17 protein-coding genes and 1 rRNA gene are annotated in these 14273 nt (G+C 70.2%); 7 read left to right on the forward strand and 11 right to left on the reverse strand.

The window, feature by feature from the left end; genetic code table 11:
* Both Q0D75_RS20035 and Q0D75_RS20040 read left to right on the forward strand, forming a co-directional pair.
* The coding region (locus Q0D75_RS20035) for an SDR family oxidoreductase (RefSeq protein WP_291057474.1) at window positions 1–524 on the forward strand (524 nt) is incomplete at its 5' end.
* Window positions 525–630: 106 nt separating this feature from the next.
* Window positions 631–1206 carry a DoxX family protein gene (locus Q0D75_RS20040; RefSeq protein ID WP_291057476.1) on the forward strand — a complete coding sequence of 192 codons (576 nt, stop codon included), beginning with the start codon at window positions 631–633 and terminating at the stop codon, window positions 1204–1206.
* A gap of 2 nt (window positions 1207–1208) precedes the next feature.
* Here the strand turns inward: Q0D75_RS20040 and Q0D75_RS20045 are convergent, their stop codons facing one another.
* Window positions 1209–1697 carry an FBP domain-containing protein gene (locus Q0D75_RS20045; RefSeq protein WP_291057478.1) on the reverse strand — a complete coding sequence of 163 codons (489 nt, stop codon included), beginning with the start codon at window positions 1695–1697 and terminating at the stop codon, window positions 1209–1211.
* 384 nt (window positions 1698–2081) lie between these two features.
* Here Q0D75_RS20045 and Q0D75_RS20050 point away from each other — a divergent pair, with 384 nt between their 5' ends.
* Window positions 2082–2705 (forward strand): HD domain-containing protein, encoded by a 624-nt coding sequence (locus tag Q0D75_RS20050; protein ID WP_291057480.1) that lies wholly within the window; start codon window positions 2082–2084, stop codon window positions 2703–2705.
* A gap of 61 nt (window positions 2706–2766) precedes the next feature.
* Here the strand turns inward: Q0D75_RS20050 and Q0D75_RS20055 are convergent, their stop codons facing one another.
* The gene (locus Q0D75_RS20055; RefSeq protein WP_291057482.1) at window positions 2767–3021 is read right to left on the reverse strand and encodes a hypothetical protein; all 255 of its coding nucleotides are present in this window, start codon (window positions 3019–3021) and stop codon (window positions 2767–2769) included.
* Between the two features lie 23 nt (window positions 3022–3044).
* Here Q0D75_RS20055 and Q0D75_RS20060 point away from each other — a divergent pair, with 23 nt between their 5' ends.
* Window positions 3045–3524 (forward strand): MarR family transcriptional regulator, encoded by a 480-nt coding sequence (locus Q0D75_RS20060; protein WP_291057484.1) that lies wholly within the window; start codon window positions 3045–3047, stop codon window positions 3522–3524.
* Here the strand turns inward: Q0D75_RS20060 and Q0D75_RS20065 are convergent.
* Window positions 3511–5190, reverse strand: a complete 1680-nt coding sequence (locus tag Q0D75_RS20065) for a cellulase family glycosylhydrolase (RefSeq protein WP_291057486.1) — start codon at window positions 5188–5190, stop codon at window positions 3511–3513. The genes Q0D75_RS20060 and Q0D75_RS20065 overlap by 14 nt on opposite strands.
* 464 nt (window positions 5191–5654) lie before the next feature.
* On the opposite strand from Q0D75_RS20065, the gene Q0D75_RS20070 reads away from it, so the two are divergent.
* Window positions 5655–6908 (forward strand): Glu/Leu/Phe/Val dehydrogenase, encoded by a 1254-nt coding sequence (locus Q0D75_RS20070; RefSeq protein ID WP_291057506.1) that lies wholly within the window; start codon window positions 5655–5657, stop codon window positions 6906–6908.
* Here the strand turns inward: Q0D75_RS20070 and Q0D75_RS20075 are convergent.
* The 5 genes from Q0D75_RS20075 to Q0D75_RS20095 are packed head-to-tail and all read right to left on the reverse strand — an operon-like array spanning window position 6899 to window position 11519.
* Entirely contained in the window at window positions 6899–8695 is a 1797-nt protein-coding gene (locus Q0D75_RS20075; RefSeq protein WP_291057488.1) for a glycoside hydrolase family 15 protein, read from the reverse strand. The genes Q0D75_RS20070 and Q0D75_RS20075 overlap by 10 nt on opposite strands.
* Complete coding sequence (locus Q0D75_RS20080) at window positions 8682–9482, reverse strand: SDR family oxidoreductase (protein ID WP_291057490.1); 801 nt, start codon at window positions 9480–9482, stop codon at window positions 8682–8684. Before Q0D75_RS20080 ends, Q0D75_RS20075 begins: the two co-directional genes overlap by 14 nt.
* 49 nt (window positions 9483–9531) lie before the next feature.
* Window positions 9532–10416 (reverse strand): SMP-30/gluconolactonase/LRE family protein, encoded by an 885-nt coding sequence (locus Q0D75_RS20085; RefSeq protein WP_291057492.1) that lies wholly within the window; start codon window positions 10414–10416, stop codon window positions 9532–9534.
* Between the two features lie 10 nt (window positions 10417–10426).
* Window positions 10427–10570 carry a hypothetical protein gene (locus Q0D75_RS20090; RefSeq protein ID WP_291057494.1) on the reverse strand — a complete coding sequence of 48 codons (144 nt, stop codon included), beginning with the start codon at window positions 10568–10570 and terminating at the stop codon, window positions 10427–10429.
* A 58-nt stretch (window positions 10571–10628) separates the two neighbouring features.
* Window positions 10629–11519 carry an SDR family oxidoreductase gene (locus Q0D75_RS20095; RefSeq protein WP_291057496.1) on the reverse strand — a complete coding sequence of 297 codons (891 nt, stop codon included), beginning with the start codon at window positions 11517–11519 and terminating at the stop codon, window positions 10629–10631.
* Between the two features lie 143 nt (window positions 11520–11662).
* Between Q0D75_RS20095 and Q0D75_RS20100 the strand changes: the two genes are divergently transcribed.
* Entirely contained in the window at window positions 11663–12208 is a 546-nt protein-coding gene (locus Q0D75_RS20100; protein ID WP_291057498.1) for a DNA starvation/stationary phase protection protein, read from the forward strand.
* Window positions 12209–12270: 62 nt separating this feature from the next.
* Window positions 12271–12645: a RidA family protein gene (locus Q0D75_RS20105; protein ID WP_291057500.1), complete on the forward strand. Its 375-nt coding sequence runs from the start codon at window positions 12271–12273 to the stop codon at window positions 12643–12645.
* Between the two features lie 22 nt (window positions 12646–12667).
* Here Q0D75_RS20105 and Q0D75_RS20110 read toward each other — a convergent pair whose 3' ends face one another.
* The 3 genes from Q0D75_RS20110 to rrf form a co-directional block, all read right to left on the reverse strand.
* A complete protein-coding gene (locus tag Q0D75_RS20110) occupies window positions 12668–13075 on the reverse strand; it encodes a RidA family protein (RefSeq protein WP_291057502.1) in 408 nt (135 codons plus the stop codon).
* 39 nt (window positions 13076–13114) lie between these two features.
* Window positions 13115–14083, reverse strand: a complete 969-nt coding sequence (locus tag Q0D75_RS20115; protein WP_291057505.1) for an alpha/beta fold hydrolase — start codon at window positions 14081–14083, stop codon at window positions 13115–13117.
* A gap of 75 nt (window positions 14084–14158) precedes the next feature.
* Window positions 14159–14273 (reverse strand): 5S ribosomal RNA (gene rrf / locus Q0D75_RS20120); the annotation flags it as partial.

The following is a 14273-nucleotide window of genomic DNA, read 5'->3' on the forward strand; positions in this document are numbered from 1 at the left end:
TGGTCAACAACGCGGGCATCCAGCACCTCAGCCCGATCGAGGAGTTCGGCCGGGCCGAGTTCCGGCGCATCCTGAGCCTGATGCTGGAGGCGCCGTTCCTGCTGGTGCGCGCCGCGCTGCCGGGCATGTACGAACGGGGGTTCGGGCGCATCCTGAACGTGTCGTCGGTGCACGGGCTTCGGGCCTCGGCGTTCAAGAGCGCCTACGTCACGGCGAAGCACGGGCTCGAGGGGTTCTCGAAGGTCACCGCGCTCGAGGGAGCGCCGCACGGGGTGACGAGCGTGTGCATCAATCCGGGCTACGTGAACACGCCGCTCGTGCAGAAGCAGATCGCGCAGCAGGCCGAGCTGCACGGCATCCCCGAGGCGCAGGTGCTCGAGCAGATCATGCTCACCGAAGCCGCCGTCAAACGGCTGGTCGAACCCGGGGAGGTCGCCTCGCTGGCGGCCTGGCTGGCCTCCGACGACGCTGCCATGGCCACGGGCTCGAGCTACACCCTCGACGGCGGCTGGACGGCGAGCTGACGCACACCCTCTCCGCACGGGCAGCCCGCGGGCGGGCGTGCGCGGCGCGGCGTAGGCTCCAGCGCACGACGGATGCGGGGTGCATCCGCAGAAGGGATCGGCTCTGATGGACTTCGGAATACTCGTGCTGCGGCTCGTGGTGGGCGGCGCCTTCGTCGGCCACGGCGTGCAGAAGCTCAGCACCGCGCTCGGCGGTCACGGCCTGGACGGCACCGCGCAGATGATGCAGAAGCTCGAGATGCAGCCGGCGAAGCCGAACGCGCTGGCGGCCGGACTCGCCGAGGCCGGTGGCGGGGCCGCCCTCGCCCTCGGCCTGGCGACGCCCATGGCCGCCACCGGTCTGGTGGCCACGATGGTCACGGCCATCAGCAAGGTGCACGCCAAGAACGGCCCCTGGAACTCCGGCGGCGGCTACGAGTACAACGCGGTGCTGATCGCCGCGGTCACCGCGATCGCGTCCGCCGGCCCGGGCCGGGCATCCGTCGACGCAGCCTTCGGCAAGGCGAGCTGGGGCGCCAAGGCCGGGGTCTTCGCGCTGGCCGCCGGGGCAGCCGGTGCCGCCGGAGCGATCATCCTGGGCAAGCGGATGGCGCGTGCCCAGGCCGCAGCGGGCGCCGGCGCCGCATCCACCTCCGACACCGACGCCGCATCCGCCACCACCTCCGACGCCGACGAGGCCTGAGCTCACCCCTCGCGAACGGTACGCAGGAAGCTCTCGATGTGCTCCTGCACCGCGAGCACGCGCTGCTGCCGGGCGGCCTCCACGTCGAAGCCGACGTACGCCATGGGCGGGCGGCGGCGGGCGTTCGCCGAGCACTCGAACGCGGCGCAGGCCAGCACGCCCACCGTGTCGCCGTTGCGCCCTGCGGCGCCCGCGCGCTTCGCGCTGAACAGCACCACGTCGTTGGGCAGGGTCACGTCTTCGCACCACGAGCACTGCGGACGGGTGCGGATGCGACCGTCGGCCTGCCGCAGCAGCACGCCCACGACGGCGTCGTCCACGCGGCCCACGACGTAGCCCACCGCGGGCAGCTTGGGGTCGCGCCAGCCGAGGAAGTCGCGGGTGTCCCAGTCGAGCGACTCGAACCCGGCCGGCAGGGTGAGCGAGCCGCGTTCGCGCTGGGAGGCGTTGACGAACGAGGTGCGGATGTCTTTTTCGGTCAGAGAATGCATGAGGAGATGTCTTTCGGAGAAACCGCCGGCGAAAGGCGCGGCGGGAAGCGGGGTGGTGGACAGGGAGCGGATCCGCAGACCCGGATGCTCTACCTGACGTCGGCGGATGACGCGCCGACGACCTCCTGACGCCCCGAGGGCAGACCGCTGTTCATCTCATTCACACCCCAGAGCCTACGCCTCCCGGAGCCCGCCCTGTCAGGCACGGTCACTTCCGGTCGCCGATGCGCGGTTTCCTGCCATTCTCCGCCGACCGCCGCATCCGGCTCCCCGCCACCCGCGAGACTGGCTGACGACCGCGATCCGCCGCCGGCCCCTTACGGCGCCCACCGCTCGCCGCCCGGCGCCGGCGGAAGGCACGATGAACTGCCGGCGGACGGCACGATGAACTGGAGACCGATGACCGACCCGATCGACGCCATCCTGCGCCCGCCGACCGAGGCCTCCGCCCTCGCCCTCGAGGTCGCCCGGCGCTGGAGCTCTCCCGAGCTGACGAACCACTCGCTGCGCTCCTGGGCCTGGGCACGCGCGCTCGGCGACTCCCTCCGCCTCGACTACGACCCCGAACTGCTCTTCGTGGCGGCGATGCTGCACGACCTCGGCGTCACTGCGGCCTTCGACTCGCACACCCTCCCGTTCGAGACGGCGGGTGGCGCTGCGGCCTGGGTGTTCGCGGCCGGGGCGGGCTGGCCGGAAGCGCGCCGCACCCGCGTGCTCGAGGTGATCGAGCGGCACATGTGGGTGAGCGTCGATCCCGAGCAGGATGCCGAGGGCTACCTACTCGAAGCCGCCACCAGCCTCGACGTGGCCGGCGCCGACCCGCAGCTCTGGGATCCCGCCGTGCTCGCCGCCGTCACGGCGCGGGTGCCGCGGCTGGACTTCTCGGCCCGGTTCGCCGACGCGATCCACGACCAGGCGATCCGCAAACCGGAGTGCGCCGCCGCCCGGCTCGACCGCTCGGGCCGCATCCCTGCCGGAGCCGCGGCCTGGACGACGCTGGCGCCCTGAGTGCCGGCACCGGCCCCGGATTCGACCGACCCCGACTAGGCGGCCGAGAAACCGACCGCGGTCAGGCGGAGACGGCGGCCGGGCAGTGCAGCTGGGTGCGCTCGCCGCTGCGGTCGATCTCGTGCCGCGCCATCGCCTGGCCGCAGAGCGGGCAGCGCGGATCGGCCGGCGGCACGTAGGGCGCCTCGGCGCGCCCGATGCCCACCTGAGCCGGCCCCGTGAACATGAACACGACGCGGTTGAGGTTGTTGAGAAACCCCGGTTTGCCGTCGAACGGGTTCATCGGGTTGGGTTCGCGGGTTTTCTTTCGTGCCATAACAATTAGTATACTAACTAATTATGGGAATGAGTCAGACGGATGCCGCCACCGCCGTCCCCGCCGACGACCTGCTCGCTCTCGACCGCCAGCTCTGCTTCGCGCTGGCCGTCGCCTCGCGCACCGTGATCGGCGCCTACAAGCCGATCCTCGAACCGCTGGAGCTCACGCATCCGCAGTATCTGGTGATGCTCGCGCTCTGGGAGCGCGCCCCGCGCTCGCTCTCCGACCTCGCCGAGGTGCTACGCCTGGAGCCGCCCACCCTCTCCCCCTTGGTGAAGCGCCTGGAGGCCGCGGGCCTGGTCACCCGGGAGCGCTCGGCCGCCGACGAGCGCCAGCTCGCGGTGCGCCTCACCGACGCCGGCACAGCATTGCGCGCTCAGGCCGAGACGGTGCCGCCTCAGGTCGTCGACGCCCTCGGGGTCGACCTCGACGAGCTGCTCGAGCTGCACGCCCGCCTCACGGCGATCATCCAGCGGATCGCGCCCCTCAGCGCGCCGTGACGGTGAGCGCGGGCGAGGACGGTGCCGCTGATGCGGCCACCTGAAGCCCCACGCGCACGGACTGCCCGGCCGACAGCGGTCCGGCCCAGTCCGCACCCGTGCAGGTGATCGAGGTCTTCGGCACCGCCGTGCAGGTCATCCCCCAGGCGTTCACCACCCCGCTGACCGTCGGATCGCGCCAGCTGACCGTCCACCCCGCCGTCTTCGCGCTCGCCGTCACGAGCAGCTCGGCGACATAGCCCTCGCCCCAGGCGCTCTGCAGCATCCAGGTCGCCGAGACCGCCCCACCGGGCGACGGCGGCGTCGTGGGTGTCGGGGTAGGGGTAGGGGTGGGCGTGACGGTCGGCTTCGGGGTCGGCGTCGGCGTGGGCGTCGCCGTGGGTTTCGGCGTTGGCGTCGCCGTGGGTTTCGGCGTCGCCGTCGCGGTGGGTGTCGCCGTCGGCGCGGGCGTCGAGGTCGGTTGGGGCGTCGAGCTCGGCGTCGGCACCGGCGTCGGAGTAACCACCGACCCCGCCCCGATCAGCGGTTTCAGCGCAAGCAGCTTGGCGGTCTGCGGCGTCGTCCAGTCGTCTTTCACCAACCCACCGGTGTCGCCGCTGTTCGGGTTGAACGACCAGTACGCGAAGCTCATCTTCTTCGTGCCGAGGTAGCCCACGAGCGAGGCCAGCCACTGCTTGTCGCTCGTGGTCTCGTATTTCGTGCCGAACTCGCCGAGCAGCACCGGCGCGATCTTCTTCGTCACGATGAAGCCCCAGTTCTTCTCCCACACCGCGGGCAGGTTCGCCGGGTAGTCGGATGCCTGGAACCAGGTCTGGTTGTAGACCGTCGACGGATAGTCGTGCGGCGAGTACACGACCTGGTTCGCCACCTTGAGCGTCACCGGCTTGCTCGCGACGCCGGAGAGCCCTCCGCCCCACCAGGTCGAGCCGCCCGAGGACTGCCGTTCGACACCCTCGACGAGGATGAGCAGCTTCGGGTTCACGGCCAGCACGGCGTCGCCGGCCCGGGTGGCCGCGGCCTGCCAGTCGGTCGCCGGGTCGCCGCATCCCCAGCACGCGTTGCCGTGGGGTTCGTTGTGCAGGTCGAAGCCGATCACCGACGACTGCGTCTTGTAGCGCGCGGCGAGCATCGTCCAGTCGGCGACCCACTGCGCCTCGCTGTACCGGCCGGTGTACCAGAGCTCGGACTGCGAGCCGGAGTCGGGCCGATGCCGGTCGAGGATGACGTTGAGCCCGTACGTCTTCGCCCGGGCGATCACCGCATCCATCAGCTTCAGCGGGCTGAGCGACACCAGCGTCGGGTTCATCTGCTGGTTGATCGAGTTCGACGACGACTGGGCGAGGCACTCGTTCGAGAACGGCAGCCGGATGGTGTTGAAGCCCATCGAGGCGATCTGGGCGAGCCCCTGGTCCAGCGAGATCGACCACAGCCCGTGCGGCGCGCAGTTCGAGGTCTCCATGCCGAACCAGTTGGCGGCCTTCACCACGTAGGTGCTGCCGGAGGCGGTCTTGATGCTCGCGCCGCTGGTGTGCAGAAAACCCGGAAGCGATGCAGCCGAGGCCGGTGCGGCCGACGTGACCAGCCCGCCCACGGCGAGCGCGACCGTGGCGAGCACGGCGAGCATCCGGCGCCGCAACGGCGCCCCGACGATTGAACGATTTCGCATCGACTCTCCCCCCAAGATCGACTCTCCCCCCAAGGAGATCTGAACCGCAGATACACACCCGAGTGGGTACCCACTACCCACCTTCGCCCAGAATAGCCGAGCCGGCGGCGACGCGCGGCCCAAGCCGGAGGCGGGCTGAGGTCCGGTCGCGTCGGCTTCTGGGACCTAACCATTCGTGCAGCGCGCGGCGACCGGACACCTCGATCCTGCCCGCCGGCGGACCGAGCCGGGGAGATCGGCCGCGCGAAGATCGGTCGATCTTGCCGTCCGGGCAAGGCCGGGCGACGACCGGGAACACCGGGGCGCGAAAACACCACCTCCGATCCGGCTCGATTCCGTGGCGAGCACGCCGGACCGGCAAGCGCCGCGGCGCCGGCCCGAACCTACCGTTGCCTCGGAGAGAACGAGGAGGTTCCGTGACCATCGCATCACCCGCACCCAGGGCACAGTCCGCCGAGAGCACGGTGCAGTCCCCCGGCAGCCAGGCGCTGGCCGATGCGCACGCCCAGCTCGCCGAGGCCATCGCCTTCCACGAGTACGACGAGGGAACCCACGCCATGCTCAAGGCGTCTCGCCGCGAGCTCACCGTGAGCATCCCGCTCCGTCGCGACGACGGCACCGTCGAGGTGCTCACCGGCTACCGCATCCAGCACAACATCTCACGGGGTCCGGCCAAGGGCGGTCTGCGCTTCAGCCCGGATGTGAACGTCGACGAGGTGCGCGCTCTAGCCATGTGGATGACCTGGAAGTGCGCCCTCCTCGATGTGCCCTACGGCGGCGCCAAGGGCGGTGTGGCGATCGACCCGCGCCGCTACTCCAGTGCCGAGCTCGAGCGAGTCACCCGCCGCTACACCACCGAGATCCTGCCGATCATCGGCCCGCAGCGCGACATCCCGGCTCCCGACATCGGCACCGACGAACGCGTGATGGCCTGGATGATGGACACTTACTCGGTGAGCGTCGGCCACACCGTGCCCGGCGTCGTCACCGGCAAGCCGCTGAGCCTCGGCGGCTCGCTCGGCCGCTCCAGCGCCACCTCGCGCGGAGTGGTGCACGTGGCGCTCGCCGCGCTCGAGTCGGCCGGCATCGAGGCGGTGGGCGCCACGGCCGTGGTCCAGGGCTTCGGCAAGGTCGGCCGAGACGCCGCGCGATTCCTGCACCAGGCCGGCGTGCGCCTGGTCGCCGTGGCCGACCAATACGGCGCCGTGCACGTCGCGACCGGGCTGGACGTGGAGCTGCTCTGCCGCCATGTCGACGAGCACGGCACCGTGGTCGGCTTCCCTGGTTCGACGCCGCTGAACGGCGCGGAAGCCCTCGAGCTCGACGTCGACCTGCTCGTTCCCGCCGCCGTCGAAGGCGTGCTGAACGGCGAGAACGCCCGCCGCATCCGCGCCCGCATCGTGGTCGAGGGTGCGAACGGGCCAACCACCCGAGAGGCCGACCACATCCTGTCCGAGGCGGGCGTGGTCGTGGTACCCGACATCCTGGCCAACGCCGGCGGCGTGATCGTGTCCTACTTCGAGTGGGTGCAGTCGAACCAGTCGTTCCGGTGGGGTCTCGACGAGGTCGAGTCACGCCTGGAAGAGCGGATGCGCAGCGGCTGGACGGCCGTCACCGACTTCGCGGCCCACCACGGGATCACCCTCCGCGCCGCCGCGACCGCCCTGGCCGTGCAGCGCGTCACCGAGGCCCACCGGCTGCGCGGCCTCTACCCCTGAGCGCCGAAGGCCGTCGCGGCGTTCACCAGGGCGAGGTGGCTGAGCCCCTGCGGCAGATTGCCCAGGAACCGGCCCGACGAGGGTTCGATCATCTCGGAGTACAGCCCCACGTCGTTCGACGCCGCGACCAGGGCGTTCATCCGCTCCGTCGCCGCCGGCCGCTCGCCGAGCGCGGCGAGCGCCTGCACGAGCCAGAAGCTGCAGGCCACGAAGGTGCCCTCCTCCTGGTCCACCCCGGAGTACCGGTACACGTGAGGCCCGACGGCGAGCTCCTCGACGATCCGTTCGACGGTCGCCCGCATCCGCGATTCCGGTCCGAAAGCGCTCGAGGCGTGCAGCAGCACGGAGGCGTCCAGCACCTCGGAGCCCGGGTACATGACGTAGGCCTGCTTCTTCTCCGACCAGCCGTGCTTCGCGATCCAGCGCTCCAGCAGCCGCCGGTTCTTCTGCCAGCGCGCGAGGGATTCCGCCGACGGCGTGATCTCGCCGAGTTCGGCCAGCCGACAGGCGTCTTCGAGCGCTCGCCAGCAGCCGATCTTGCTCGTTGTGTAGTGCCGCTTCTGGGGCAGCTCCCACATCCCCGAGTCCTTCTTCGGCCACATCCGGCAGGCGCTGTCGGCGAAGGCGCACAGCAGCTCACCGGTGTTGCCGTCCAGGATGTTGCCGGCCTCCACGTACTGCCGCATGATGCCCAGCACGTCGGCATAGACGCCCAGCTGCAACTGGCCGCCGGCCTGGTTGCCGGTGTCGACGGGCCCGATGCCCTGCCAGCCCTCCGCCTCCGTTCGACGAAGTCCCGGCGCCGTGCCGCCCTGCAGGGTGTAGAAGATTCCGAGCTCGCCGCCGTGCGCCTTCATGGTCGAGAGCACCCACGACACGGCGGCGTGGGTCTCCTCGCGCAGGCCGAAACGGGTCAGCGCGCCGACCGTGTAGGCCAGGTCGCGCACCCAGGCGAAGCGGTAGTCGTAGTTCTTGCCGCCCTCCACGTTCTCGGGCAAGCCGGTGGTGGCCGCGGCGGCGATCGCGCCCGTGGGCGAATAGATCAGCAGCTTGAGCGCGAGCACGCTGCGGTGCACGGCTTCGGCCCACGGCCCGTCGTAGGAGAACACCTCCGACCAGTTGGCCCAGTTGTCGATCGTGCGGTCGATCCCCTGGTCGACGATCCGCGGATCGGGCAGATGGATCGGCTCGTCGTCGGTGCCGCAGAGCGCGATCAGGTGGCGCGATCCGATCGACGTGCTGAACGCCCCCTCGAACCGGGCACCCTCCTGCGCGTCCGTGCGCCCGTGCTCGAACCCCACGAGCACCAGGTCGACCGTGCCGACCTTCAGCACCGGCCCGTACAGCGTCTGCACCCGCTGCACCGGCTCCGCCACGAACAGCGGCCCCGGCACCACCTCCCAGGTGAATTCCACCGTCCCGCGGGTGCCCTCGATCCGGCGCGCGAGCTCGGCCCAGGGCAGCCGGCCGGCCACCCCGGTCACCAGCGCATCCGTCACCACGGCCTCGCCGCCCGGCGTCGTGAAGGTGGTGCGCAGCACGTTGGTGCCGGGCGCGTACTCGCGCCGCGACCGGAACGGACCGACCGGCCTCAGGGCGAAGTACCCGCCGGAGCCCGCATCCACGATCCCGGCGAACACCGGGGCGGTGTCCAGCGCGGGCATCGGCAGCCAGTCGATCTGTCCGTCGCGGGCGATGGCGGCCACCGTGCGCCCGTCGCCGATCACGGCGTAGTCGCGCAGCTCGGCGTACCCCTCGGCGCTGCGCAGGGAGTCAGATCGTGGCAACGGAGCCCGAATCCACGCGGTAGTTCGATCCGTTCACGAACGACGCCGCCTCCGAGCACAGGAACGCCACGACGTTGGCGACCTCGTCGGGTTCGCCCCGGCGCTTCAACTCCATGTAGGGCCGCTCCTCGTCCAGGAACGACTCGATCGCCTCCTTGGTCGGCACCCCCAATTCCTTGCCACGCTTCTGCATCATGGCGTCGGTCATGGGCGTGTGGATGAAGGCGGGCGAGACCGCGTTCACCAGCAGCCCCTCGAGGGCGTACGACCGCGACAGGCCCTTCGCGAGCGCCAGGATGCCGGCCTTGGCCGCGCAGTAGGGGAGCTCGTCGTCATAGGGCTGCACCGCATCCTCCGAAGCGAGGTACACCAGCCGGCCCCAGCCGCCCTTGCGCAGATCGGGAAGGAACTCGCGGGTCAGCCGCACCGGCCCGATCAGGTCGGTCTCGATCGTCTTGGTCCAGCCCTCGTCGGTGATCTCGTGGAAGAGTCCCTGTGCGCCGGTCACGCCGGCGGCCTGCACCAGGATGTCGATGTCGCCGACGGCCTCCGCCACGCTCGCGTGCAGAGCGGCGACCGAGTCCACGCTGGTGATGTCGGCGGCGAAGGCGTACAGCCGGTTCTTCGGGGCATCGAGCTTCGCCGCCGCCTTGTCGAGTTCGTCCTGGTCGACGTCGGAGATCACCACGGTGACCCCCTCCGCGAGCAGCAGGCGGGCGGTGTGCCAGCCGATGCCCGAGTCGCCGCCCGTGATGAGCGCCTTCTTGCCGGTGATTCCGAGATCCATCTGTCGGGTCCTTTCGCAGGGGTCGAATCGTCAGGGGCCGAGCGGATGCTCAGCCGAAGCGGTGCACGGGATAGCCGTGCGTCGCCGTGTCGATGGTGAAGACGCCGCCGCTGTGCGGGTGCGCTTCGAGTTCGTGTTCTTCGAGTTGTTCGCGGGCGGATCCCACGAACAGGGTGCCGAGGTCGTCGCCGCCGAAGGCCACCGAGGTGATGTTCGGAGCCGGGAGCTCGATCCGATCGGTGACCGTTCCATCGGCCAGCCGCCGCACCACCGCTCCCTCGCCGTAAAGTCCGCTCCAGAATCCGCCGTCGCGGTCGCGCGCCAGCCCGTCCGAAGGCAGTCCGGTGAGCATCGGCTGCGGTTCGCCGAGCGGCCCGGTGCCGTCGTACGAGCAGGAGTACACCGTCTTCACCGGGGTGTCGGTGAAGTAGAAGGTGCGGCCGTCGTCACTCCATTCGAAGCCGTTGGCCACCGAGATCCCGCCGAGCAGGGTCTCGAGCCTGCCGTCCGGATGCACGCGATAGAGCGCGCCGTCGGGCGATTCGTCGCGTAAGTCCATCGACCCCACCACGAACGATCCGAAGGGATCGCACTTGCCCTCGTTCAGCCGCAGCTCCGGATGCCGGTGCGGGATGTCCGCGATCGTCTCGCGGAGCACCCCCTCGGCATCCAGCAGCACCACCCGGTCACCGAGCGCGGCGACGAACCCGCCGTCCGCCGCCGGCTGGAACGAGGCCAGGGGCGGAGGAAGCAGTACCGACTCGTCGTCGGAGCCGTCCGCCGCCCCCTCCCGTGGACTGGTGTGCAGAGTGCCCGTGCTGATGTCCGTCCAGCGCATCGCACGCCGTCCGGCAGCCCACCACAGGCTCTCCACCAGGATCGCGCGCGAATCCCGCCACAATCCCACAGTGCCCGCGGCGCTCTCCGGCGTCACGGAGCCGTCCTCATTCGTCGTCGGCGCCCCCGCCCGAGGCGGTGTCGGCGCCGTCGCTGCTGTCGCTGCCGTCGGATCCCGATCCGTCCGGGAGCCCTTCGGCATCGGGGCGCTTCTCGTCGCTCGGGTCCTGGGGAGTGTTCTTGTCGCTCATGATCGTTCCTCTCGTCGGCGCGTCTGCGTCTGGTCGGTGTCGGGCCGGCGCCCGACGGTCAGTGAACCGGTGTTCCGCCGGTCACGGCGATCGTCTCGCCGCTGATGTAGCTGGCCTCCTGCGAGGCGAGCATCACGAACGGCGGCGCGAGTTCCACGGCCTGGCCGGGTCGCCCGTAGGCGGCCTCGCTCCCGAACGACTCGATCTTCTCGTTCGGCACGAAGGCGGGCTGCAGCGGGGTCCAGATCGGACCGGGCGCCACGCCGTTGACCCGGATGCCGCGCTCGGCGAGCTGCTGGGCCATGGCCCGGGTCCAGTTCGCGATCCCGGCCTTCGACACGGCGTACTCGGCCAGCTGGGGCGAGGGGTTGAAGCCCTGGATGCTGGAGCAGGTCACGATCGACGCGCCCGGCTTCAGGTGCGGCGAGGCCGCCTTGGTGAGCCAGAACAGCGGGTAGATGTTGGTCTTCAGCACGTGGTCGAGCGTCTCGGTCTCGAAGTCGTCGATGCTGTCGACGGTCGGCATGGTGCCGGCGATGATCGCGAGGATGTCGACGCCGCCGAACTCCTCGACGGTCTTCTGCACCAGCGCCGCGTTGGTGGCCTCGTCCTGCAGGTCGCCCGGGAACAGCAGCGCCTTCTGCCCGGCGGCCTCCACGAGGGCGGCCACCTCTTCGGCCTGCTTCTGCTCCACCGGCAGGTACGACAGGGCCACGTCGGCGCCCTCCCGGGCGTAAGCGATGGCGACGGCCCGGCCGATGCCGGAGTCGGCGCCGGTCACGATGGCCTTCCGTCCGGCGAGCCGACCCGAGCCCACGTAGCTCTCTTCGCCGTGGTCGGGCGCCGGGTCCATCTCGTGGATGTCGCCGGGCGCCGACTGCTGCTGCGGTGGGAACGGCGGGTTGGGGTACTGCTTGATCGGATCCTGGGGCGTGTACATGGTGGACATGAGCTTCACCGTACGACGGTCGGGCCCACCCGGCCACGGGATTGACAGAAGGCTCCGAGAGCCCTGAATCCTGCCCGTCAACCCCTCGGCGACATCCGGCTGCGGGCGTAGCGTCGACAGTCGGACCATCGAAAGGATCGACCATGACCACCACCCTCGAACGCTCCGTGAACGCCCCCGCCGACGGCGGCGCGAAAACCACCCGCCGGCAGAACGCCGAGAAGGGCTTCACCGCCTCCAAGCAGCTCACCGACGACCTGCAGAAGGTGCTCGTCGACCTGATCGAGCTGCACCTGCAGGGCAAGCAGGCGCACTGGAACGTGGTGGGCAAGAACTTCCGCGACCTGCACCTGCAGCTCGACGAGATCATCGACGCCGCCCGCGAGTTCAGCGACGTCGTGGCCGAGCGGCTCCGTGCGCTGCACGCGGTTCCGGATGGGCGAAGCGACACGGTCGCGGCCACCACGACGCTGCCCGAGTACCCCAACGGCGAGATCCTCACCACCGACACCGTCGACCTCATCACCCAGCGCCTCGAAGCCACGGTCGGCACCATCCGCGAGGTGCACGATTCCGTCGACGAGGCCGACCCCACCAGCGCCGACATCCTGCACGGCATCATCGAGAAGCTCGAGCAGTACGCCTGGATGGTCAGCGCCGAGAACCGCACCCCCGCGAAGCGCCGCTGACCCTCTTCCTGCGATCCCGAGCGGTGCCCGGTCGAGAGGCGGGGCACCGCTACGATCGCAGGATGAGCATCGAAGACCGCGTCAACTACTCGTCCGGATCGCCGTGGGAGCCCGTCCTCGGCTATTCCCGTGCCGTTAAGGTCGGTGACCTGCTGTTCATCGCCGGCACCAGTTCCGGCGGCATCGGCGAGACCGCCGAGGAACAGACGCGCGAGATCTTCCGTCGCCTCGAATCCGCGCTCACCGAGGCCGGTGCCGGCTTCGCGAACGTGGTCCGCACGCGCATCTACCTCACCGACATCGCCGACTTCGACGCCGTCGGCCGTGTGCACGGTGAGATCTTCGGCGAGATCCGCCCCGTCACCGCCGCCGTCGGCGTCACGGCTCTGGCCTCCCCCGAGCTCCTGGTCGAGATCGAGGTCGACGCCGTCCTCTGACGCTTTCGACCCCCGGCTCTCGCTACGAGTCCGGCAACACCGGATTCGGCACCACGGCGATCGCCGTGATCTCGACGAGCGCCCCGGGTCGTGCCGGTGTCACGGACAGCACGGTGACGGCCGTACGCCGTCGCCCCCAGACCGAAGCGGATGCCGCATAGGCCTCGTTCGGATCGACCCCCACCGCGAGGTGGATGGTCATCGACACCACCTGCTCAGGCCCCGACCCCGCCTCGGACAGCACCGCGAGAACGTTCCGCAGCGCCTGACTGGTCTGCGCCTCGAGCCCCTCGGCGAGCTCCCCGGCGCCGTCGACGCCGTTCTGCCCGCCGATGTACAGCATCCGGGCGCCCGCCTCGGCGATCATCCCCTGGGCGAACGCGGGATTGGACGGCATCTGCGGTGGATCGACCGGTGTCGGACTGCTCATGGCATCTCCTCTCGTCCCCGATGCCAGCAGTATGCCGCGTCAGCGCCGCGGCCGGAAGGCGCGCCAGAGGATCTTCGCGTGCGCTCTCTTGGCGCGCGCGATCCCACGGTCGTCCCCGCGTAGGGTGCTGACCCACTCGGCCGCCCGGCTGCCGATCGCCCCAAGCACCAACTCCGCGTCGGCGTGCTGTGCGGGCGGAACCGCAGCCTGCTCTGCCGGCATCCGTCCGCGCCGCGCCAGCGAGCCGCCGAGGTGCCGGCGGATGAGCTCGGCCACGCCGATGGCGTGTGCGTTGATGATCGAGTGCGCTGCCCCCTCGATCTCCCAGCTGCGCGCATCGCGCGCCCGCTGACGCAGCCGCGTATGGAACCTGCGCGGGGAGGTGCGGTCGAGCTCGCCGCGGATGAACAGCGTCTGCGCCTGCACGAGCCCGATCCGCTCGCTGATGCGGTACCGCAACATGTGCGGCAGCACGGTCAAGAAGTACACCACGCCGCACAGGATGTACGCCGACAGCGCCGTCAGCGCCAGGTGCGGCGTCTCGTGCACCGCCGACTGCGCGAAGCGAATCCCCTGCACGCCGGGGGCGGACTCCGCCTCGTTGATCACCGGGCTCACCAGAACCGCGTGGGTCAGATCCGGCCGGCGCACGAGGAGCTCCGTCACCACCTGCGTGCCCATGGAGTGCCCGAGCACCACGGGGTTCTCGAGCGCATAGTGCTCCAGAACGGCCTGCACCTGTCCGGCGAAATACTCCGCCGTCGGTTGCTCGTTCGGTCGAGGAAGTCCAGCGAACCCCGGCAGATCCAGGGCGTAGACCGGTCCGTGCTGCGCCAGCGTCGGCGCCAGGAACTCGAAGTAGGTCGCGGCCACTCCCACTCCGGCCACGAGCACGAAGGCGCGCTCGGACGTGACCCCGTCGACCGTTACCCGAGTGACCCGGGTGGTCTCTCCCGAGAAGCGCACACGCTCGACCTCGAGCCGGATGGGTGCGTCGGAATCAGTCATGGTTTCAGCCTGCCCTACTCGAAGCTGCCTTAAATGAAAAAGGACCAGCCCGAAGGCTGGTCCTTTTCAAAGTAAGTCCGGCGGTGTCCTACTCTCCCACAAGGTCCCCCTTGCAGTACCATCGGCGCTGAGAGTCTTAGCTTCCGGGTTCGGAATGTGACCGGGCGTTTCCCTCTCGCTATGGCCGCCG

This window comes from Herbiconiux sp. (assembly GCF_023264855.1).
In the GTDB taxonomy this organism is placed as follows: domain Bacteria; phylum Actinomycetota; class Actinomycetes; order Actinomycetales; family Microbacteriaceae; genus Herbiconiux.